This is a genomic window from Paenibacillus sp. JNUCC 35, from assembly GCF_058269095.1.
On the sequence record NZ_CM177771.1, the window covers coordinates 4,318,867 to 4,339,496 of the forward strand.

Annotated in this window: 18 protein-coding genes; 6 read left to right on the forward strand and 12 right to left on the reverse strand. The window is 55.0% G+C overall.

Annotated features, from left to right (window positions below):
* Positions 1-75 precede the first annotated feature (75 nt).
* The 7 genes from AC2TF6_RS19485 to AC2TF6_RS19515 form a co-directional block, all read right to left on the reverse strand.
* Entirely contained in the window at positions 76-2,280 is a 2,205-nt protein-coding gene (locus AC2TF6_RS19485; RefSeq protein WP_491308121.1) for an MMPL family transporter, read from the reverse strand.
* Between the two features lie 108 nt (positions 2,281-2,388).
* The gene (locus AC2TF6_RS19490) at positions 2,389-3,030 is read right to left on the reverse strand and encodes a response regulator (protein ID WP_491308122.1); all 642 of its coding nucleotides are present in this window, start codon (positions 3,028-3,030) and stop codon (positions 2,389-2,391) included.
* Positions 3,020-4,252 carry a sensor histidine kinase gene (locus tag AC2TF6_RS19495; RefSeq protein WP_491308123.1) on the reverse strand — a complete coding sequence of 411 codons (1,233 nt, stop codon included), beginning with the start codon at positions 4,250-4,252 and terminating at the stop codon, positions 3,020-3,022. The genes AC2TF6_RS19490 and AC2TF6_RS19495 overlap by 11 nt, the downstream gene beginning before the upstream one ends.
* Positions 4,253-4,765: 513 nt before the next feature.
* The gene (locus tag AC2TF6_RS19500; RefSeq protein WP_491308124.1) at positions 4,766-5,968 is read right to left on the reverse strand and encodes an acyl-CoA dehydrogenase family protein; all 1,203 of its coding nucleotides are present in this window, start codon (positions 5,966-5,968) and stop codon (positions 4,766-4,768) included.
* Positions 5,965-6,807, reverse strand: a complete 843-nt coding sequence (locus AC2TF6_RS19505) for an ATP-binding cassette domain-containing protein (protein ID WP_491308125.1) — start codon at positions 6,805-6,807, stop codon at positions 5,965-5,967. Before AC2TF6_RS19505 ends, AC2TF6_RS19500 begins: the two co-directional genes overlap by 4 nt.
* A 25-nt stretch (positions 6,808-6,832) precedes the next feature.
* Positions 6,833-7,636: an ABC transporter permease subunit gene (locus AC2TF6_RS19510; protein WP_491308126.1), complete on the reverse strand. Its 804-nt coding sequence runs from the start codon at positions 7,634-7,636 to the stop codon at positions 6,833-6,835.
* A 31-nt stretch (positions 7,637-7,667) separates the two neighbouring features.
* Positions 7,668-8,717, reverse strand: coding sequence for a sulfonate ABC transporter substrate-binding protein (locus tag AC2TF6_RS19515; protein WP_491308127.1), 1,050 nt, complete (start codon positions 8,715-8,717; stop codon positions 7,668-7,670).
* Between the two features lie 282 nt (positions 8,718-8,999).
* Here AC2TF6_RS19515 and AC2TF6_RS19520 point away from each other — a divergent pair, with 282 nt between their 5' ends.
* The 3 genes from AC2TF6_RS19520 to AC2TF6_RS19530 all read left to right on the forward strand — a co-directional run bounded on the left by AC2TF6_RS19520 (position 9,000) and on the right by AC2TF6_RS19530 (position 11,366).
* Positions 9,000-9,632 carry a YhbD family protein gene (locus AC2TF6_RS19520; RefSeq protein ID WP_218229712.1) on the forward strand — a complete coding sequence of 211 codons (633 nt, stop codon included), beginning with the start codon at positions 9,000-9,002 and terminating at the stop codon, positions 9,630-9,632.
* Positions 9,633-9,634: 2 nt separating this feature from the next.
* The gene (locus AC2TF6_RS19525; RefSeq protein ID WP_491308128.1) at positions 9,635-10,363 is read left to right on the forward strand and encodes a polymer-forming cytoskeletal protein; all 729 of its coding nucleotides are present in this window, start codon (positions 9,635-9,637) and stop codon (positions 10,361-10,363) included.
* A gap of 73 nt (positions 10,364-10,436) precedes the next feature.
* The gene (locus AC2TF6_RS19530) at positions 10,437-11,366 is read left to right on the forward strand and encodes a helix-turn-helix domain-containing protein (protein ID WP_491308129.1); all 930 of its coding nucleotides are present in this window, start codon (positions 10,437-10,439) and stop codon (positions 11,364-11,366) included.
* Positions 11,367-11,487: 121 nt separating this feature from the next.
* On the opposite strand, the gene AC2TF6_RS19535 is transcribed toward AC2TF6_RS19530, so the two are convergent.
* From AC2TF6_RS19535 to AC2TF6_RS19555, 5 genes are all read right to left on the reverse strand, one after another.
* Complete coding sequence (locus AC2TF6_RS19535) at positions 11,488-12,174, reverse strand: hypothetical protein (RefSeq protein ID WP_218229709.1); 687 nt, start codon at positions 12,172-12,174, stop codon at positions 11,488-11,490.
* An 89-nt stretch (positions 12,175-12,263) separates the two neighbouring features.
* Positions 12,264-13,256 carry an aldose 1-epimerase gene (locus AC2TF6_RS19540; protein WP_491308130.1) on the reverse strand — a complete coding sequence of 331 codons (993 nt, stop codon included), beginning with the start codon at positions 13,254-13,256 and terminating at the stop codon, positions 12,264-12,266.
* 66 nt (positions 13,257-13,322) lie between these two features.
* Entirely contained in the window at positions 13,323-14,465 is a 1,143-nt protein-coding gene (locus AC2TF6_RS19545) for a metallophosphoesterase (protein WP_491308131.1), read from the reverse strand.
* Between the two features lie 360 nt (positions 14,466-14,825).
* Positions 14,826-16,349 carry a glycosyl hydrolase family 18 protein gene (locus AC2TF6_RS19550; protein WP_491308132.1) on the reverse strand — a complete coding sequence of 508 codons (1,524 nt, stop codon included), beginning with the start codon at positions 16,347-16,349 and terminating at the stop codon, positions 14,826-14,828.
* Positions 16,350-16,763: 414 nt separating this feature from the next.
* Positions 16,764-17,363: an NUDIX hydrolase gene (locus AC2TF6_RS19555; RefSeq protein WP_016423967.1), complete on the reverse strand. Its 600-nt coding sequence runs from the start codon at positions 17,361-17,363 to the stop codon at positions 16,764-16,766.
* 189 nt (positions 17,364-17,552) lie between these two features.
* Here AC2TF6_RS19555 and msrA point away from each other — a divergent pair, with 189 nt between their 5' ends.
* From msrA to AC2TF6_RS19570, 3 genes are all read left to right on the forward strand, one after another.
* Entirely contained in the window at positions 17,553-18,521 is a 969-nt protein-coding gene (gene msrA, locus AC2TF6_RS19560) for a peptide-methionine (S)-S-oxide reductase MsrA (RefSeq protein WP_009677273.1), read from the forward strand.
* A 183-nt stretch (positions 18,522-18,704) separates the two neighbouring features.
* A complete protein-coding gene (locus AC2TF6_RS19565) occupies positions 18,705-19,400 on the forward strand; it encodes a response regulator transcription factor (protein WP_326056772.1) in 696 nt (231 codons plus the stop codon).
* Positions 19,390-20,526: a sensor histidine kinase gene (locus AC2TF6_RS19570; RefSeq protein WP_491308133.1), complete on the forward strand. Its 1,137-nt coding sequence runs from the start codon at positions 19,390-19,392 to the stop codon at positions 20,524-20,526. Before AC2TF6_RS19565 ends, AC2TF6_RS19570 begins: the two co-directional genes overlap by 11 nt.
* Positions 20,527-20,630 lie beyond the last annotated feature (104 nt).

Genomic DNA, 20,630 nt, shown 5'->3' on the forward strand with positions numbered 1-20,630 from the left:
CTGTAATTATCAAATCGAATGCTTAAAAAACGAGCTAACACTTAGACGACCATCTCGATAGCATGATTCGGACTTCTATGAACGCATCATACGATCCTGCAAAATCTCATCAGTCTCTTGCTTGTTCACGATCGATTCGCCTTCGACGTCGATATTCGGCAAGATGCGGTTCAGCCATTTCGGCAAATACCAGGCGGAGCGGCCCATAAGCGTCATGACGGCCGGCACGATCGTCATCCGGACGATGAAGGCGTCGAACAGAATGCCGAAGGCAAGGGCAAGGCCCATCGATTTAATCATCGTGTCTTCCGCAAATATAAAGCTTGCGAATACCGAAATCATGATTAAACCTGCGGCGGTAACTACGCTTCCGCTGCTTTTCAAACCGAAGAGCACGGCTTTTTTCGCATCGCCCGAATGGATAAATTTCTCGCGCATCCGACTCACAAGGAATACCTCATAGTCCATCGCTAATCCGAACAAGATCGCTGCCACCAACAGCGGCAGGAAATTCAGTACCGGACCCGGCTCGGGGATTCCAAACAAACCGGCCATATGGCCGTCCTGAACGACGAAAACGACGAATCCGAGCGTTGCCGCAAGCGTAAGCAGATAGCCTAACAGGGCTTTGAGCGGTACAAGTATGGAACGAAAAACCATCACGAGAAGAATCAAGGCAAGGCCGACTACAAGAGAAGCGAATACTGGAAGTGCGTGGTTCAGCTTGTCCGTAATATCGATATTGACGGCCGTGCTTCCGGTCACCATCAGTTCGACCTGATTTTGCCGCATGGTCTCGTCCGAAAGCTTACGAATGTCGTACACCAGATCGGCTGTTTTGAGGTCATGCGGGCCGGTTCCCGGCAGCACCGTTATTATGGCGGTATCGCCGTCCGGACTCATAACGGGCTCCGTTGCCATTACAACATTGTCCAGTTTGCCCAGAGCTTCTCTTGCTGACGCAATGTCCGCTTTGGCATGATCGGCAGTCTTCGCTTGCATGACAACCACAAGCTGCGCTTGGTATCCGGGTCCAAAGCCTTCCGCGATCAAGTCGTAGCCGCGCCGCCCGGTCGTCTCTTCAGATTTCAAGCTATTGTCAGGAAGACCGGTTTGCAGGTGCAAGGCAGGAAGACTGATGAACGCCAGCACCAAGATGCCCGCAAGCGCCGTCGGCAACGGAAATTTTTGCACAAACCGGCCCCATGCATTCGACTCGGCATTCGCTGTCGCCTTCGGCTTTTTGAGCGGCATATCCGGTGCCGACTTGGGACGAATCCTCTCGCCAAGCATGCCTAGAACCGCAGGAACGATGAAGATCGCAACCAGAACGGCTGTGAAGACGGTTAAAGCTGCCGCGAGACCCATCATGGTAATAAAGGGAATATTGGTTACGGCCAAGCCCACAAGAGCAATAATAACGGTACAGCCGGCAAATACGACCGCGCTGCCTGCGGTTCCTGTGGCAATGGCAATCGATTCATGAACGGATCTGCCCTCGGACATATTTTGCCGGTGACGCGAAATAATGAACAGGCCATAGTCGATCCCGACCGCAAGGCCGAGCATAACGGCAAGCGTCAGGGAGACCGAAGACATATCGACGTAATTCGAAGCAACGATAATCCCCATGATTCCGATGCCTAGTCCGATCAACGCGGTAACAATCGTGAACCCTGCCGCCAGGATGGAACGGAACATGAAAATCAGAATAAGGAACGCGATTGCTATGCCAACGATTTCGGAAACCCCGCCAATTTCAAGCGATTCGAAGCTGACCGAGCCGCCGATTTCCGTTTGCACGCCGTGGGCCCGCGCTTGCTCAACGCTTGATAAGACCATCTCTTTGGACGCTTCCGATACATCCTCCGCCTGAGAACGATAGGTAACAGTAGCATACCCAATTTCTTTCGTTTGACTGATCGTTCCGGCATTGTAGGGACTTGCTACCGAGGCGACCGATTCGTCCTTGGAGATTCCATCCAACGTTTGCTTGACAATCTGACGCATCGACTCCGTTTCAAGCGTTTGTCCGTCGGGCGCTTTAAATATGATTTGTACGGTACCGTACTCGGCCGCCCCGTTTGTGTGGAATTTTTCGCCAATGACGGTAGCCGCCTGTTCGGATTTGGTGCCGGGGATCGACATGTCGCCGGTGAAAACCGCTCCCATCCTTAACCCGATTAGCGCTGTAATTAGCAAGACGGCCAAGCCGCCGATAAAAACGGACTTCGGTTTCCCGGCTGCCCACCGACCGATGCGATACAATAATTTTGCCATACTCCAATCTCCTCCCAATATTTCTTTCTGGTATGGAGATCATTATATCGGGCGGCGGCAGTTTCGAAATCGTCCGATCGGGCATGCCCGTTATGTACCTTTGGGCAATTAGATATATCCCTGCTCGACTGCGATCGCAACCGCCTGCGACCGCGAATCCACGCCTAATTTATTATAAATGTTGGTCAAATGCGCTTTGACGGTACGTTCCGATATGCCCATGTCCGAAGCGATTTCCTTGCTCCGAAGCCCTTGGACAACAGCTTGCAGCACTATTCTTTCTTTATCCGACAAAATCGCGGTTCCTGCCGACCGGACAGGCGTTTCTTTCGTCTGCTTGATGGCAAACACTCTCGCCGTGATCTCGGGCTGAAGCAGCGTCTCCCCCCGCATAGCGGAGTCGATCGTTCTGAACAAATGGTCTCTACCCGTATCCTTCAGCAAATATCCTTTGGCGCCTAACGCCAAACCGTTGATCATCAACTCGTCTTCATTGTAGGTGGTCAAGATCACGACGGGAATGTCGATCCCCCGCGCGTTCATTTGCTCCATCATCTCGAGTCCGCCCATCACCGGCATATTGAGATCCATCAGAATGACGTCCGGCGAAAGTTCTTCCAGCAAGCGGAGAGCGGCCGCTCCGTCCGCGGCTTCTCCAATCACCTCATAGTCGTCGCACGTTTCCAATATCAGCTTCAATCCCTCTCTGACCACATAATGGTCGTCGACAATCATGATTTTACAACTCATGCTTAGCCTCCTCTCTGTTCTCGGGCAGCTCTAATCGAACGATCGTTCCTTGCTGGCTTGCGCTTGAGATATCGAGTACGCCGCCGAGAATGCGAACCCGCTCTTTCATGCCGATCAAACCGTAATGCCCGAGTTGGCGGCCAATCGCAGCCGGATCGAATCCTTTTCCGTTATCGCGAATTTCGATGACGATTCGGTCTTCTGCACGACTGATGGAAATTCCGACACGTGAAGCTTCCGCATGACGGGCTATGTTCATCAGGCATTCCTTGACGATTTGCAGCACATGTTCGGTCATCAGTTTCGAAATATGCGGCAGTAGCTCGACATGAAGCTCAACCGGTATCCCCGTAGCCGACGAGAACCCGTCCGCTTCTTCCCGAACCGAATCGGAAAATTCGGTGGCGGTCGAGGAGCGAAGTCTTAGACCGTCGATGGCGCTTCGCGCTTCCGCAAGCGTTTTTCTCGCCGTTTCCCTGCATTGGCGCAAAATTTGTTGAGCCCGTTCGACATTGCTTTTTGACAAGTGAGCATCTATCGCTTCAATCTGCATAAGCACGCCGGCAAGTCCCTGTGCCAGTGTATCATGAAGGTCGCGCGCTATCCTTTGCCTTTCGTTGGCGAGCGTAAGCTCTTCCACTTTCTGATGGGCGGACTCTAGGTCCCGTAGGAAGTTTTGAGTATGGACGCGTCCAAATACCTCCCTTTGAAACATACGGGTATACGAAGTGACGATCAAATTCAAGAGAAGCAGCAGAGGACCAAAAACGACAAGCGCAGGAAGCTCGTTGACTTTCACGATGATAAAGAAAGCAAGAATGTGGTAATAAATACATGCGATAGCGACCTTGGTGTTCTGATGATAAATAACAGCGCTTTGCCCCATAAGAACCGGAAAAAGACCGAGGATCAGAATCGTCCAAGCGATGGGCATAAACCAGACGAACCACAAAACAAGCAGTCCTTGCAGAACGAGATAAACCCAAGGACGCTTCTTGGTGAAGGAATCGGAGTGCCAGTATAAGGAGCCGTGAAAAAGATACAAACCCGTAAAAAATAAACTAGGTATCCACTGAAAGCGGGTTGTCCATTGAATAAGCACAATGGAAAAGTAAACCAAAGCCAGCCAGACGACGGTTCGCTTCCGGGCATCGACCCAAGCGTTGGGCATTTCGACGGCCATGGACTTGGAACCATTTTGTGAGGGATGTTTATATTTCATTCTTTCACCCTTTCCGGTTACGCCCCGAATTATACCAGGAATTCGCCTGCACTGTCCTATCCGTGCGGGCATCCGCTTCATGGCCTCCATGATGAGGGTCGGTGTAAAGTAGGCATCCAGCGAGTTACTATCTAAAGACAGCCCTTTTCCAAATCTCCCTCCCAGAACGGAGCATGCGAGTTTCCAACGCACTCCGCTCGCCGGAGATTAACCGTCAGCCGACATCAGCTTTTGTTACTTTCTTACCGTCATATTAACCAGATTACTCCACCGAAATCAGCAATCTAAGTGAAAAAAGATCATGGCTGTAGGTCGCCATGATCTTTTTTCACTTAATCATTCAGCCCGTGTATACTGTAAAAACGTTGGTTAAATGCAGGGGCCGCAGTTTCCATGTAGACGTTAGTCACGTACAGCATGTATTAGACTTGTGATAAGGCATGGAATTGGAATACGTGCTAGAGGTGCCACGCTTGACCAATTGATATTCTTCATGGCTTTAGCGCCCTTCGCTTACGCCTCCGCCGTTCCCTCTGACGGTTGCAGCAGTTCGCGCTCCACCCGGTCGGCCAGCTGCTTCAGCGTGACGTCGTCCATCGGGGGATTGTGCAGTCCGAACCGCACATCCCGGTACAGCCGCTGAAGCGGGTGAGTCATCGCCAAGCTGTGCGCGCCCGCGATCCGCATCGATTTGTCGACGACGGTAAGCGCCGTCCGCACGGCGAACGTCTTGACGGCGCTCAAGTCCGCGGCGAAAGCCCCCGGATTTGCGGGGGCCGTCTCCCAGCGCTGCGCGACCGCGTAGAGGAAATGCCTCGCCGCGGAAAGCTCCAGCTCGATCTCCCCGATCAACTGCCGGATATGGGGCAGCTCCAGAATCGGGTGGGGAAGCGAGTTCGGCCGGTAAGCCGCCGCGAAAGAGACCGCTTCCCGCCTCGCCGCGAGAGCGATCCCGAGGTAGCAGGCGGGAATGTGCAGCAGATACGGATGAGCCGCCGGCCCGGGTCTGCTCGGTTCGCTGCGGGTGTGCTTTACCCTCGCCTCCGGCGGGACAAGCACATCCTCCAGCACCAGGTCGTGACTGGCCGTTCCGCGCATGCCGACCATATCCCAAGTCGGCTCGATGCGGACGCCTTCCGTTGTGACGGGAAAAACAAACTCGCCGTGACTTCCGTCCGGCTCCAGGGACGCGGTCACAATGACGAGGTCAAGGGCGGGAGCAAGCGTCGTAAACGTCTTGCGTCCGTTGAGGAGGTAGCCGCCCTTTACTTCCGCCGCCGTTGTAGCCGGACGGCCTCCGCGCGACGGGCTCCCCGTCCCTTTTTCCGTAGCCGCGCGGTTAATCAGAAGGTTGCGGGAGGCGATGTCTCTGCACAGGGCCTCGTATTTGTCCCGCCAGGCAGGCTGATTCGCCAGTTCCAGAACGATGCCCAGATGCCAGCCGATTCCGAGTGCTGTCGCCGCATCTCCCTGGGCCAGCCTTTCCTGCAGCAGAACAAACTCGTACAGGGATGCTCCGGCTCCTCCGTATTCGGCCGGGACGGTCAGCGAAGGGTACCGGGCTTCCTTCAACGCGTCGATAGCTCCGTAGGAGAAGCCGTTCTCCTCATCCGCCCTGGCCGCTTCGTCACGCAAAGTGTCGGCCAGCCGGCCGATCCCCTCGAGACGCTCCCGCTCTTCCGCTGTTCGGGCGAAGCTGAACGGAGATGGATTCATCGGCCGTTCCCCCCGCCTGTCTGCATAATCCGCTCCAGAACCCGCTTCTCGAGTCGGGCGAATTCCGGATTCGCCTGATCCCTCGGCCACGGAGCCGGGTTATCGGCGTCCAGCGCGATCTTCCCGTCCTCGATCAGAAGAATCCGGTCCGCCAGACGGACCGCTTCGCTTACGTCGTGCGTGACGAGCAGGGTCGTGAAGCCGTGCCGCTGCCAGAGCGTGCCGATCAGCTGCTGCATCTCCAGCCGGGTCAGCGCATCCAGGGCGCTCAGCGGCTCATCCAGCAGCAGCAGCTTCGGCTGGCGGACAAGCGCCCGCGCCAAGGCGACCCGCTGCTTCTGGCCTCCGGACAGGACGCCCGGCCAGTCGCCGGCGCGGTCCGTCAGGCCAACCTGCCCGAGTACGTGCAGGGCGCGCGGGCGCCAGTTCCCGCTTAAACCGATGCCGACGTTGTCCAGCACGGTTTTCCACGGGAGCAGGCGGGCCTCCTGGAACATGACCGTGATATCCCGGCCGATGCCGGATACGGGCCTGCCGTCGATCTCGATCCGGCCCTCGGCAGGTTTCTCAAGCCCGGCCAGCAGTCTGAGCAGCGTGCTTTTTCCGCTGCCGCTTCTGCCTGCAACGGCAATAAACTGACCCGGACGGATCGTCAGATCCAGCTCGTGAAGCACCTTTTTGCCTCCGAACGATTTATGAACGCCCTGCAGCCGGACAGACGCTCCGAACAGGCGCTCCCCGCTTTGCCCGGCGTCCTCGCCCGAAACCGCCCTTCTTTTATCACCTGCCAGGGCTTCCGTATATAAAGCCTCCTCGGCCAACTGACTCCACCCGCTCAATTGCGGCACCTCCGTTTACGTTGTTCTAGGCTTTCCGGTAGCTTACATTCCACTTGAGCACAGTATGCTCCAGCCATTTGGCGATCACATCCGCCAGCTTGCCCAGCAGCGCGTACAGCAGAATACTTAAAATGATGATGTCCGCCTGCATAAACTCACGGGCATTTAAAGCCAAATACCCGATTCCTTTATCCGTTGCGATCGTCTCGGCTACGATCAGCGTCAGCCACATAATTCCGAGCCCGTATCGGATCCCCACAAAAACGGAAGGAAGCGCCCCCGGCAAAATAACATGGCGGAAAAGCTGCCAGGAGGTGAGTCCGTAGACGCCCCCCATTTCTAAATACCCCCGGTCGATGGATCGTATTCCGTGAAATGTATTTACGTAGACCGGGAAAAGCACGCCGAGAGAAACCAGGAACACCTTCGCTCCTTCGTCGATTCCCATCCATAATATCACAAGGGGTACCAGCGCAAGATGCGGAATATTTCGGATCATCTGGATCGACGTATCGAACATCCGGTAGGACGTCACAAACAATCCGTTGACGGCCCCCAGCAGCAGCCCGATTCCCCCGCCGATGACAAAACCCGCTGCCGCACGCCCCAGACTGACGCCTAGATGATACGTAAGCTGGCCCGAGGAAAGAAGCTTCCAACCCGACCTCGCCACCTCAAGAGGAGGCGGGAACAACCGCTGGGAAACGGGCCCGTAGACGGCGGCCATATGCCAGCCCGCCAGAAAAAGCACCGGAAGCAGCCAGGGAAGCAGCGCGGCCGCCCATGTATCTCTTCGTCTCGTATCCGCTTGTCGAACGCTTACCGACATTTCGTCATCTCCCTCAAGTTAGGATCCGCCGTCATTTTCCGATTGCCCACGCCTGCTGGGTCGGCATCAGCGGAGCTACATGGATCTTGTCCCCGATCAGTCCGATCCGGTGGAACGTATCGGCCAGTTTTTGCTGCGGCTCAATGATTTCCGGTGACAAATTTTCGACGCCGTACGTTCGGCGGTTCACGGCCCGTTCGATTGCCTTTTGGTCGATGCCGAGCGCTTCCGTCAGCTGCTTGACGACTTCCGGCTTGTTCGTATTGGCCCATTTGTCGGAGACGTCGATTTCTTCCAGAATCGTTTTGATCAGCCCGGCATTTCCTTTCGCGAACGTTTCATTGGCGTAATAAAAGGTCCGGTTCGGTGAATATCCCGTTCCGTCCGTCAGCGTCACCGGCGACAGATCGTTCTCGACCGAGGCGAAAAAAGGGTCCCAAGAGCCGAGCGCGTCCACCTGCTTCGTTTCGAACAGAGCTCTCCCTTCGGATGCGTCTTTGACGAACACGAATTTGACATCGTCCAGTTTGAGACCGGCCTTTTCCAGCGCCAGAACAGCGAGGTAATGATGATTCCCGCCCTTCGCCACCGCGATCTTCTTGCCTTTTAAATCCGCGACGGTTTTTACCGGCGAACCCGCATGAACCACAATTCCCATGCCTTCCGGGTTGGGAAGATCGCAGCCCACGTAGACAAACGGTTTGCCTCCGGCCTGCGCGAATACGCCCGAGCCGTCCGCCGCATGCCCGAAATCGATGCTTCCCGCCGTTAACGCCTCCAGCAGAAAATTTCCGCCCGCAAAAACTTTCCATTCCACGGTGATGTTCTTCTCTTTCAGCCGTTTCTCCAGATTGCCGTGTTCTTTCAAAATATTAAGCGTATTCCCTTTCTGGTAGCCGATTCGGACCACCTTGGAGTCTCCCGTTACGACGGATTTTGCCTCATTCGGCGTTGTTGCCGCGGCCCCTTTGTCCCCGCCCGAAGAACATGCGGGCAGAACGACCGCAGCCGTCAGCATAAGGGCCGCCAGCCGTGCCTTTGTACGTGCGGAACGCTTCAGCCATCCGGATATTATTGTCATTTTCGTCTCTCTCCCCCTTATGTTCTTCCGCTCATCCCAAAAAAAGAAGACGCACTTTCCCCTGAAGGGAAAAAAGCGCGTCTCCGTTCGAACGGTAGACTCTTTTGTTTTAATAATTCCGATTGGATTAGTGTGTTATCGGAGTTTCAAGTAGCTTAGCACACGTTTTTTTGAAGTGTCAACGTCTTTTTTATGACTTAATTGATAAGAAAAGTCTTACGCATGTAGGACGATTTACAGTGTAACAGTGTTATGTTACAATCTTTTTCAAGAGGTGTTGAGATGACGCAGGAATTGATTTCGAAAAAAGATCTGCTCGAATTGACCGGCATATCCTACGGCCAGCTTTATCGCTGGAAACGAAAAAACCTTATACCGGAAGCGTGGTTCATCCGAAAATCTACCTTCACGGGGCAGGAAACGTTTTTTCCCAAGAAAGAGATTCTCGTCCGCATCGACAACATTTTGCATCAGAAAGACGATTTGTCGCTGGATGAGCTGGCCGATCGCTTCTCTCCCCGCCCTTCCGACCTGAGCATGACGAAAGAAGAACTTATCCTTCATAACATTGTTTCGAAGGTTGCGCTGGACTATTTCGTCCGGCTCAGCGGAGACGCCGAGGTGTGGACATTCGAGCGTATTTTCGCCGTCTATGTTCTTCACACGCTGCTCGAAACCGGGGAAATCAGCTTGGAGGAAGGAAGCGGCCTTATCCAGCTTATGACAGACCAGTACCCGAACATGAGCGACAGCGACGGGGAACTCCTTTTTATCCGCAAAATGGGTGTGTCCACCTGTTTTCTAAAGCAGGGCACCGGAGAGATTTATCTGGAAAAGGGTGTGAAAGTGGCGGCGCGCCTGCAGCTTTCCTCATCCGTTGAAGCGTTAAAAACAAAAATTTGGCGGGAGGCCTGACCATGGAAGCACAGCCTATTATAACGAATGACTTGTCGATCTCGGGATCGGGTTCGGCAGACGGCGGACGTTACCGGAACGCGAGAATTAACGGAAACGGCCGGATAGACGGCGATCTGGAATGCCGAAGCTATAAATCGGCGGGGCACAGCCATGTGTACGGGAACTTGGCCGCCCGGGAAGTGATCATACGCGGAAGCGGCTCCGTATCCGGAAATGTCCGTTCCGAATTGCTGAGTGTCAGCGGAAACGGGGAATTTCGGGGCGACGTGGCTGCCCGGCAAGTCAAAGTTAACGGATCGGCCGGCATCGGCGGCTCCTTGACCGCAGACACGGCGGTCATTCGCGGTTCCGTACAGATCAACGGAGACTGCGAAGCGGAAAAGTTCGAAGCCTACGGCGGTTTTGAAGTCGGCGGCCTGCTGAATGCGGGCATCATCGACATTCGCCTGTTCGGACCGTGCCGGGCCCGTGAAATCGGCGGAGAATCCATCCAGGTGAACAAAAACGGTTTCCTGAACTCGCTGGTTTCTCTTTTCGGTTCCAAACGCACCTCCCTGGAAGCCGGAACCATCGAAGGGGACGTCATCTACCTGGAGCATACATCTGCCTCCGTCGTACGCGGTAGAGACGTGAAGATCGGTCCCGGCTGTGAAATCGGCCGTGTGGAGTACACGAACACCCTGTACGTAGATAACCATTCGACCGTTGCCGAACGGCAGCAGTTGTAAAACGCAAGAACGATCAAGTCCCGTCCGGCTCTCCATGGTAAGCTGATAGCGGAAAGGCAGGCGATACCCGGCGATGGTGCAAGCAGTCGTATATTCGGAAACGGTCAACCGGACCCTTTCTTACATCGAAGCTCATCTGAAGGAGGAGCTGAATCTGGAAATCCTCGCCGAGCGGGCGGCATTTTCCATGTATCATTTTCACCGGATCTTCCAGGCCCAGGTAGGCATGCCTCCCGCCGACTATATCCGCAGACGCCGACTGTCCAGCGCGGCATGCAGCCTGCTCGGAACCGAGCGGAGGATCCTCGACATCGCGCTTGAATACCGCTTCGATTCCCAGGAATCGTTTACCCGCTCTTTCAAGCGCATGTTCCTCATGACGCCGGGCCAATACCGTTCCTACTACCGAACGCTTACGATGCAGAAGGAGAGTGAAGCCGAAATGGCCGAACAGACGGAACCAATCAACGATTTACAAGGAGAACCCCGGGGATGGATGCTTACCGGCACCCATTCGGGAGATTACGAGGTGGGCATAGACCGGCTGGTGGTCCACCACGGCAAATCGTCCGGTTATCTGCGCGCGCTTGCGGAACGGGCTTCCGGCTTTGCGACCATGATGCAGATGTTCAAAGCGGACGCTTACGCGGGACATCGGTTCCGGCTGAGCGGATTCGTCAAAACCGAGCAAGTCAAGGACTGGTGCGGCTTGTGGCTGCGCGTAGACGGCAAGGATCACGACGTGCTCGGGTTTGACAACATGAGCGGCAGACCCATCCGCGGAACGACGGGCTGGAGCCGATACAGCCTGGTGCTGGATGTGCCCAAAGAGAGTGTGGCCATCGCCTTTGGCGTTCTGCTGAACGGCAGCGGCCGGGTCTGGATCGACAGCCTCCAGTTCGATATCGTCAGTCTCCAGGTGCCTGTGACGAATCTGGAGGAGGCTGCCGAGCTCCCCGACGCTCCGGTAAACCTGAACTTCGAAGAGGAGCCCGATTTGTAGCGCATGGCAACGAAAAAAGACGATTCCCGGATGGGAATCGTCTTTTTGTCAATCACCGGCCGGTACGGCACGATAAGCGGCACCGTTACTCGGCAAGCGGGCATCGGACAGTCGGAATCGGTTACGTGTGCTCCGCCTGCTGCTGATGCTCTTCATGGATTTTATAAAGCGCCTGAACAAGCGGATCGGCCGGATCGCGGTTCAGCAAGTGAAGCGTCATCAGAAACTGGAGCGGAAGGGCAAACGTATTGTTGCCTTCTTTAATGGACGGGAAGCCCACTTCCAGGACAGGACCGGCTTCCGGATGCATCTCCAGATCGACGTAGATCTGTTCTTCCGGAAATTCGCTTCTTACGCTCTCCGCGCAGTGAGGCACGATATATTTGTCCAGCAGCTCTTTCGCTTCTTCTTCGCTTTGAGGAGCGGCCGGAAGCGGACGATTGTCGGAGCTGCGAATCAAGTCCACGAAGAAGGAAGACATCCATAGACCCGGATTCTCCTTGTTCTGGAACGTATGCACGAGCTCGTTGAGGAAAAATCCGCAGGAATAGCTGTTATCGTTTTGACGGACCGTGTAGGCGAACAAAGGACCGAAGACGGGGTGCTGGCCCACCTGTCCTTCCACTTCGTAGTCGGAAAACTGCTCTTTCAATACCTGCTCGGCATGCTTGTACCAGGCAAAAATAATTTCGTTCTGCTGCTGTTGCTCCTGCTGTTCTTTGGCTGCCTGTTCTTCGGGAGACAGCTGCTCTTCTTCTGTCGCTTGAGCTTCGATAGGCTGATCGCCGGATTCGTTAGGTGTGGTCATATATACTCCTCCTTGCCTCCCATCTTATCATGTTCTGGAGATGATGGGAAAGCGCCGTCTTCTTTTGCCGCTTCGGTTAAAAGCGTCCGTTATTTCACATAAAGCCTTCCGGTCTCTTCCCAGATTTCTCCGGGTTCCAGCCCGAACAAGCCGATTTCCTCTGCCGGCAGCGGACTGTTCGGCGCGTTCACGAGATTCACTTGCGGCTCCGGGCAGAAAAAACCTTCCTCCCCGAAGTGGTTCCAGATCATCCACTGCTTGTAGGACGTACCGACATCGTAAACGAGGGTGACGTTGCGCTTCGTGTCGGTCAGCTCCATACGGTTGCGCCCATCCTGGGCCGACACCGTATAATGGTTGTCCAGCGGTTCGTAGAAAGGATAAACCCCTTCGTCCCGGAGCTGCTCTTCTTCCCGCGTCAAGGGCTGCTGCCTGCCAGTAGGAAGCATGCGGCCGTTCATCTCCCAGCGCTTGCCGATCGTCAGCTTCACCCTGTAATCCTTCGCCGAAGCATCCGGCGCGAAAGGGGCGTTAACCGACGTGTGAAAAGCAAGCAGACAAGGCATCCGTTCTCCGCCTTCGTTGCGGATAAACAGATGCTGGGCCAAGCCGTCCGCGCTGAGCGAATAACGCAGGCGGATCGTAAAGCGGAACGGCAGAAACTTGTACACCTCATGGGCTTCATCCACCCGGACGGACACGCTTACGAAGCTTTCGCTTTCCGTCGTCCCGTATTCGTCGACTTGCCATGGAATCTTATGTAGAAATCCGTGCAAATGGTTGCCCGTTGCCTCTTCGTTAATCGGAAACCGGAGCACTTTGCCGTTCCACGGGAACTTGCCGTCTTCGTAACGGTTCGGCGGAAAAAGCACGGGAATGCCGTGGATTCCCGGATTCGCCTTGAAGGATTCCAGCTCTTCCTCAGCCGGTTCGTGCAGAAACCGGTAGCCGTTGTCCGTATCCCGAAAAGCGATAAGGTTGCCTCCGTAATCCGGGAGCATGACGGCTTCATAGGCGCCCCATTCCAGCCGGACGGCTTTCATTCCCTGATAGTTACTCTCATACGCACGGTTGTGTGTCATGCTTCTCTCTCCCCTCGTCAGTTCCAGCGCGGCCTTTTACCAGACTATTATACCATGAAAACTCTTTCATTCCGCTTCCTCAAAATCGAGAATAAGCTCGATAACTTCCGAACGGCTGGCGATCCGTATGGGGGGTCCCCATGTGCCGAAACCGGACGATACGACGACATGCATCTTCTCCTTCAGCATGTAGCCCCAATCCAGCTCGAACAACCTTCCCGTGATCCAGTGATTCGGCGCGAACTGCCCGCGATGCGTGTGACCGCACAGAAGCACATCCGCTCCGGCAGCGGCTGCCTTGTCAAAATGATAGGGCTGGTGGTCCATGAGAAGAATCGGCTTCGACGGATCCAGCCCGGACAGCAGCCGGTCCACTGCCATACGGCCGCCGGTTTCGAACGACTCCGCCGTCTTGTCTTTGCGTCCCGCGATATAGAAAGCGTCCTCTACGGAAACCGTCTCGTCCCGCAGCACGCGGATACCGATCGACTCCATTTGGCGGATGTGCTCTTCGATATGGCCGCCGTAATATTCGTGGTTTCCCAGCACCGCATATACGCCGTATTTCGCCTGAAGCTGCTTCATGACCTCCGACATTCCGTTGCGGATATACGGTTCGATGCTGTCGTCGATAAGGTCGCCGGGAAGCAGAATAAGATCGGGCTTCATCGCGTCGACCGCCTTAACCAGACGGGTCAAGTGCCGTTTTCCTACAATATTGCCCAAGTGAATGTCGGATGCAACGGCTACCCGGAGTTGACGCAAACGGCCGGCCCGTTTATCGACCCGCGCCCGGTACGTCCGGACGATGGGCGTCCAGGCATTCCAGTATCCTTTGGCAAGCAGGACAATCAGAATCACGAGCACGACGCTTCCCGTACCTCCGAAATATACGGCGGGAGGAAATCCCGCAAGTTTCAAGAGCCAGGCGGCCAAGTCTCCCAGCGGAAGGAGAATCACGGCAAATTCCAGCACGGCGAAATAATAAGATCCGATGACCTTCAGCAGCCTGCCCGGGGGACCCGGAACTACGGGAGAGCGGCCCAGCATGTACGCGAGAGCCAGTACCGCCAGCAAAGTCCAGTATATTCCGGCCGGCGCGGAAATTCCCCAGAAGTCGAGAAAGCGCTCGCCATGCCATCCGATGTAAATAGTAAGCCCCGCATAAACGAGCAGAGCCAAAACAAGCATAACAAGACGCGATTTCACTAGAGTCCGACTCCTTTATTTAACAGGTAAACAGATGAGATGTCCGCATTATACCACGGGGAGACCGCACGGAACCAATCCGGCTCCATCCGCTGAACATACCCGTAAAGAAGGAGGTCTTCACCAAAAAAAGAGGAAGATTAAGGCCGCGGAACGACGAGCATTTCTCTCCATAAAAATACACTCCCTAGAATACACCCGTTGACCCCGAAGGTTCCCGTGCGGTTCTAAAGAGTGTATTCAGCTAAAACCTAGGTCCCGTTCCGTATACCGGACCGCCCGCCGGCAGCCGAATCCCCCTATTCGCTCAGCAATCCGAGCGTAGTCATAGAACGGGATCGCCGCCGGCCGACCGACTCCTTATCGGTCCAGCGATTCCGCCAGCCGCGGCAGCAGCTTGCCGTCCGGGTCGCCGTTCAGCTCCCAGAACATGGCTCCGCCGAGGCCTTTTTCCTTGATAAATTCGGCTCTGTAACCGACCGATTCCTCGTCCTCGTAGGAGACGAACTGGCCGGTTTGCTTGTTGTAGAGGTAAGGAACCTTGGCGCGGTCGTTCCAGTAGCGCTGGAATCCTTCCGGCTTTTCAGTCCAATCCACGACGTCCCCGCCTTTGCAGGCCTGGTACAGACCGTTGTTTACGGCTTCGCAGCCGCCCCAGGAACGGCCGTAGAACGGAATGCCCAGCACCAGCTTTTTGGCCGGTACCCCCGCATTCAGGTGCCCATTCACAGCCGCTTCCACATAGAAACGGTGGGCGTTCGGATCCGGATCGGCCGGATCGTAGTACAAGGCGGCGTTGTTGTTGCTCGTCGGCTCCCAGCTTCCGTGCAGATCGTACGTCATGATGTTCACGAAATCAATGGCCTCGGCCACTTTATCGAGCTCCGTATCCCTCACGTAGTTCGGATTTGCGCCCGATGCGATCGTGAGCAAATAATGACGGCCGTCTTCACGTCCGGCGGCTTCCAGCTTTTCACGGATGGTGTGCAGCAGCAGGGTAAAATTCGTGCGGTCCTCCGGACGGCGCACATTCGTTTCCAGGCCTCCCGTCACCGGATACTCCCAGTCGAGATCGACTCCGTCGAAGCCGTTCTCCCGGATAAAGCGGACGGTGCTGTCGGCAAATTTGGTACGCGAAGCCTCCGTAAGAGCCGCGTCCGAGAACCGGCCCGACCAGGTCCAGCCGCCGACACTGACCAGCGTCTGCAAATGAGGATTCGCCTGCTTTAATTTCGCAAGCTCTTTGAAATCGCTTACAAATTTAGCGCAATCTTCTCCTTTGCACGCTCCCGGGTAGGCTTCTTCCTGCTCCTTAGGCGAACTCAGCGCCACCTCCCCGTCCACGATATTGGCGAACGCGTAGTTGATATGCGTCAGCTTCGACGCGTCGATCTCGGAAGCCTTCAATTTTCCCCAAGAGGTGAAATAGCCGACGACTTTATAAGCAGGGCTAATGATCGCCATCCGTCTGGCCTGATCCCACTCCACCAGGCTCCGCGACGCCTCCGATACGAAACGGAGAGGAACGTACAGCGCGTCTCCTTGTTTGGCGGGAGCGGCTTGAAGGTTAGCGAGCTGGTTGTTCACTCGCGCTTCCTTGGAGCCCAGCTTCATCTCGATAAAGACGCCCGCCTTGGACAGCGTAAAAGTCCCGTCCTCTTTCAGGGGACTAAGCTTTAGTTGAAGCTGTTTGGCTAGCTCTTCGGCGGGTACGGTCAGGGCATCCCCCTGCAGAACAGGCTTCTGCTGCTGTACGGCGACACGAGTGCCGTAAGCGATACTGATATCACCGGCAGAGGACGCGCCCATGGCGGGAACGGCTCCCAGCGCAAGCCCCAGCGTTAATGCGGTCAATAAAGAGGGTTTCCATTTTTTCAAGAACATGACCTCCTATACATGATGGCGGAAGATTCGGAAAGCGTTCCGTTAGGCGGAAGTCATTAAGCGGAATGTGAAAGCAAGTCTCGCAGGAAGAGTTTTACAGCAGGAGTCTTATGTCGGAGGACTTAAAAAAGAGGGCTTAAACCCGGAGCCGAAAATCATCACGTCCGCCTTTTTAGAAAACGCTTCCAAATCTTTCTATGGCAATAAGATAGCACAGGAAACTTCCATCTGTACAAGGAATTTTTAATACGGTTTTCGGCGCTTTTGGAGAATAATTTTACCAATTGAAATCAAGGATTCGAATGCTGCCCGACCGGCTCTTTTCATGCCGATTTTTTTCCCTAAAAAAAATGCAGCTTCCGGCAATCGCTGCCTTGGCTGCATGCTTTGTATCCTCTCCGCTGTTTAACCGTGTTAGACGCGGAATAGTCCGTACCCGTCCAGCGGAACCACCGGATCCGTGTCGATAACCAGCCCTCCGCCCCGCCCGTTCCAGGCCACATCGGCCAGCCAGCGAGTAAAAGGAGCCACGTTCATCGTCTCCATTTCTTCCAGGCTGTAAAATCCTGCGGCGTCCACCTCGTGATCGTCCGGTACGGGTTCCCCGCTTACGTAATCCATCGCGAAAGCGATATAAATGTTATGAATGCTTTTCGGCATGTCCCGGAACGCCACTACCTTCTTAACGGAAGCCTCGATGCCCGTCTCCTCCAGCACTTCCCGCGCAATCGTCTCGTGAATCAGCTCAAGCTGTTCGATAAAGCCGCCCGGGTTGGTCCATCTCCCCTTGCCCGGCTCCTGCGCCCTGCGGACGAGCAAAAGCTTATCTTCCCGCATCACGAGAGCCCCCACGCCCGCACTGTAGCTGCCCCAGTGGACAAAGCTGCAGGCCGGACAAGCCCGGCGAAGCGTTCCGTCCATATCCCGCGTTTCAAGCGGAGTTCCGCACGTCATACAATAATTCGCTTCCATCGAGGTCACCTGTTTCGTTTCAGAATGGACTGCATACGTCATGCAAGGGCCATTATACTCCTTTCGCGGCTTTCGTGAAAGAGTGGACCGGCCGTAAAGCGGACGCGGCAAACGACAGGAAGCCGTGACCCGGCGGCGGGATTTCTTTTTTCGGGCGGGGAGATGGTATAATGGAAAGGTCAGGAATCTAACCGACATTACAGAACTTTCAAATAAAGGAGCTGGAGAACCATGAGTTTGGAAAACAAGTCATCCGAGCTGGCAACATTTGCAGGCGGCTGCTTCTGGTGCATGGTCAAGCCGTTCGACGAGCAGCCTGGAATTCTCAAGGTCGAATCCGGCTATACGGGCGGTCACCTGGAGAATCCGACGTACGAGCAGGTTTGCTCCGATACGACCGGCCATTACGAAGCGGTCCAGATCACGTTCGACCCTGCCGTGTTCTCCTACGAGCGCCTGCTTCAGGTATTCTGGCAGCAGATCGACCCGACGGACGCGGGCGGCCAATTTAACGACCGCGGACAGTCGTATCAAACCGCCATTTTCTACCATAGCGAGGAACAGAAGGCGGCGGCGGAGAAATCCAAGTCGGATCTGGCCCGCAGCGGGCGGTTCGACAAACCGATCGCCACGGAAATTTTACCGGCCAAGCCGTTTTACCCGGCAGAAGAGTATCACCAAGGGTACTATAAAAAAAATCCGCTGCGCTATAAAGCGTACTCGGTAGGATCAGGGAGGGCGGCATTTTTGAAAAACACTTGGAAAGACCACGCGAAAGATCAGGATCTCAAAAAGCGTCTCACGCCCATGCAGTACGAAGTGACGCAGAACAGCGGCACCGAGCCGCCGTTCCGCAATGAATTCTGGGATCACAAAGAAGAAGGGCTGTACGTCGATATCGTATCCGGCGAGCCGCTTTTCAGCTCCCTGGACAAATTCGATTCGTCCTGCGGATGGCCTTCCTTTACGCAGCCGCTGCAGGGCGAGCAAGTAACGGAGCATGTGGATCTGACCCACAATATGGTCCGCACGGAAGTCCGCAGCAAAGAAGCGGATTCCCATCTGGGACATGTCTTCGAAGACGGCCCGGGCCCGAACGGGCTCCGTTACTGCATCAACTCGGCCGCTCTGCGCTTCATTCCGAAAAACAAACTGGAAGAAGAAGGCTACGGCGATTACCTGAAACTGTTTTCGAAATAAGAACCGGAGCCGTTTTCTCTTTGGGGACCGGCCTTTATTTAAGCCGCGGGGGCATCCCCGCTTTTTTTATTGAAAGAATTTCTTAACCTTTTTGTAAAAAGATCCTAAGCAACAAATGATACAATGGAACCATTATGAATGACGGCCCTCCGCAAACGGGCAAAACAAAGGATGAAAACGGACATGGACAAGCATATTCTGATCGTCGACGACGACGATAAAATCGCGCAGCTCATCGAAATTTATTTACAAAACGAAGGCTATACCGTCTACAAAGCCGACAACGGCCTGACGGCTCTGGAAATTATGGCGGAGCAGACGGTTCACCTCGTCATTCTCGATATTATGATGCCGGGCATGGACGGCCTTCAAGTTTGCATGAAAATACGCGAAAAGCAAATGACCCCCATCTTGATGATCAGCGCCAAGGACGGGGATCTCGATAAAATTACCGGACTGATGACCGGAGCGGACGATTACGTCGTGAAACCCTTCAATCCGCTGGAGCTGATCGCCCGTGTGAAGTCCTTGTTGAGACGGGCGTATTTCCAGGCACAGGCATCCGTTCCCGCCGAAGAGCACACGACCCGGATCGGTTCCCTGCTGATCGACAAGCAGACGCATACCGTTACGGCCAACGGACGCCTCGTCAAGCTGACGCCGATCGAATTCGGCATTCTGTCCCTGCTGGCGACTCATCCGGGACGCGTTTTCAGCTCGGAAGAAATTTTCGAGAAAATCTGGAAAGAAAAATATTTCGAATCCACGAACTCCGTCACGGTTCATATCAGCCGCCTCCGCGACAAGCTGGAGAAGGAAATGGAAGGCGAGAAACTTATCCACACGATATGGGGGGTCGGCTACAAGCTTGAAAACTAATTGGAGCAGAGCCCTGCTGTACAGCCTCGGTTCATCCCTGCTCGTGCTGCTTCTTATTTTTCTCCTGGGCCGCACGCTCTTCTATTCCTATCTTTCCGAGCGGATCAGCCTGGAAAATATTTTGATCTGGATCAACTACCGGATCGGTTATCCCGAAGCTTATATCCAGGCCGGACTGATCATCTTCCTTCTCTTTTTTATTTATTTTTACCGGCTGGAGCAGCGTCACCGGGACAAGCGCACGCTCGCGCAGATTATCGAGAATATGCAAAAAATCACCGACGGCGATTTTAATCACCGCGTTCCGGCGGGGGGCTCCGGCGAGCTCGGTCAGCTTGCCGTACACGTTAACCGGCTTGTGGACCGCCTGAAGCTCTCCCTGGAGGAAGAACGCCAGGCCGAACAGGCCAAGAACGACCTGATCACGAACGTATCGCACGATCTCCGGACACCGCTCACTTCCATTACCGGTTACTTGGGCCTGGTGGATCAGGACAGGTACCGGGACGAAGTGGAGCTCCGCCACTATATCGGGATGGCGTACGAGGAATCCCAGCGGCTGAACCAGCTCGTTCAGGATTTGTTCGAGTATACGCGGCTCCGGAACAAAGAAATGAAGCTGCAGCTCGTCAAGATCGATCTGGTCGAAATGCTGCATCAGATTTTCTCCGCTTTTCAGCTGCAGCTCAAGGAGGCGGACATGGACACGCGGATGACGTTCGAGCAGCCCCGCCTCTATGTGCTTGCGGACGGCAACAAACTGCGCCGGGTGTTCGAAAATCTGATCACCAATGCCATCAAGTACGGGTATGACGGAGCTTATCTCGACGTCACGGGACGGATTGAAGGCAGCGAAATTGTCCTGTCCTTAACCAATTACGGAGAATCGATTCCCGCGCCCGATCTTCCGAAGATTTTCGAGCGGTTCTACCGCGTAGAGAAGTCCCGTACGAAGCATCTCGGGGGCTCCGGAATCGGCCTGGCCATCGCCAAGCAGATTATCGATCTCCACGGCGGAACGATCGAGGCTTACAGCGATCCGGAGGAGACGGTATTCACGGTCCGCCTGCGGACGCTGAATCCCGACAGTCCTCCCCCTTCTTCCGTCCGCTCCGGTTCCTTTTAGACGCGATCTCCCTCGGGGGGATCGCTTTTTTTATCCCCGGAATAACGGCTGTTCGCGGGACTCTCAAAATCTGTCTAAAATCACAGAGAATCGTAATTATTTCG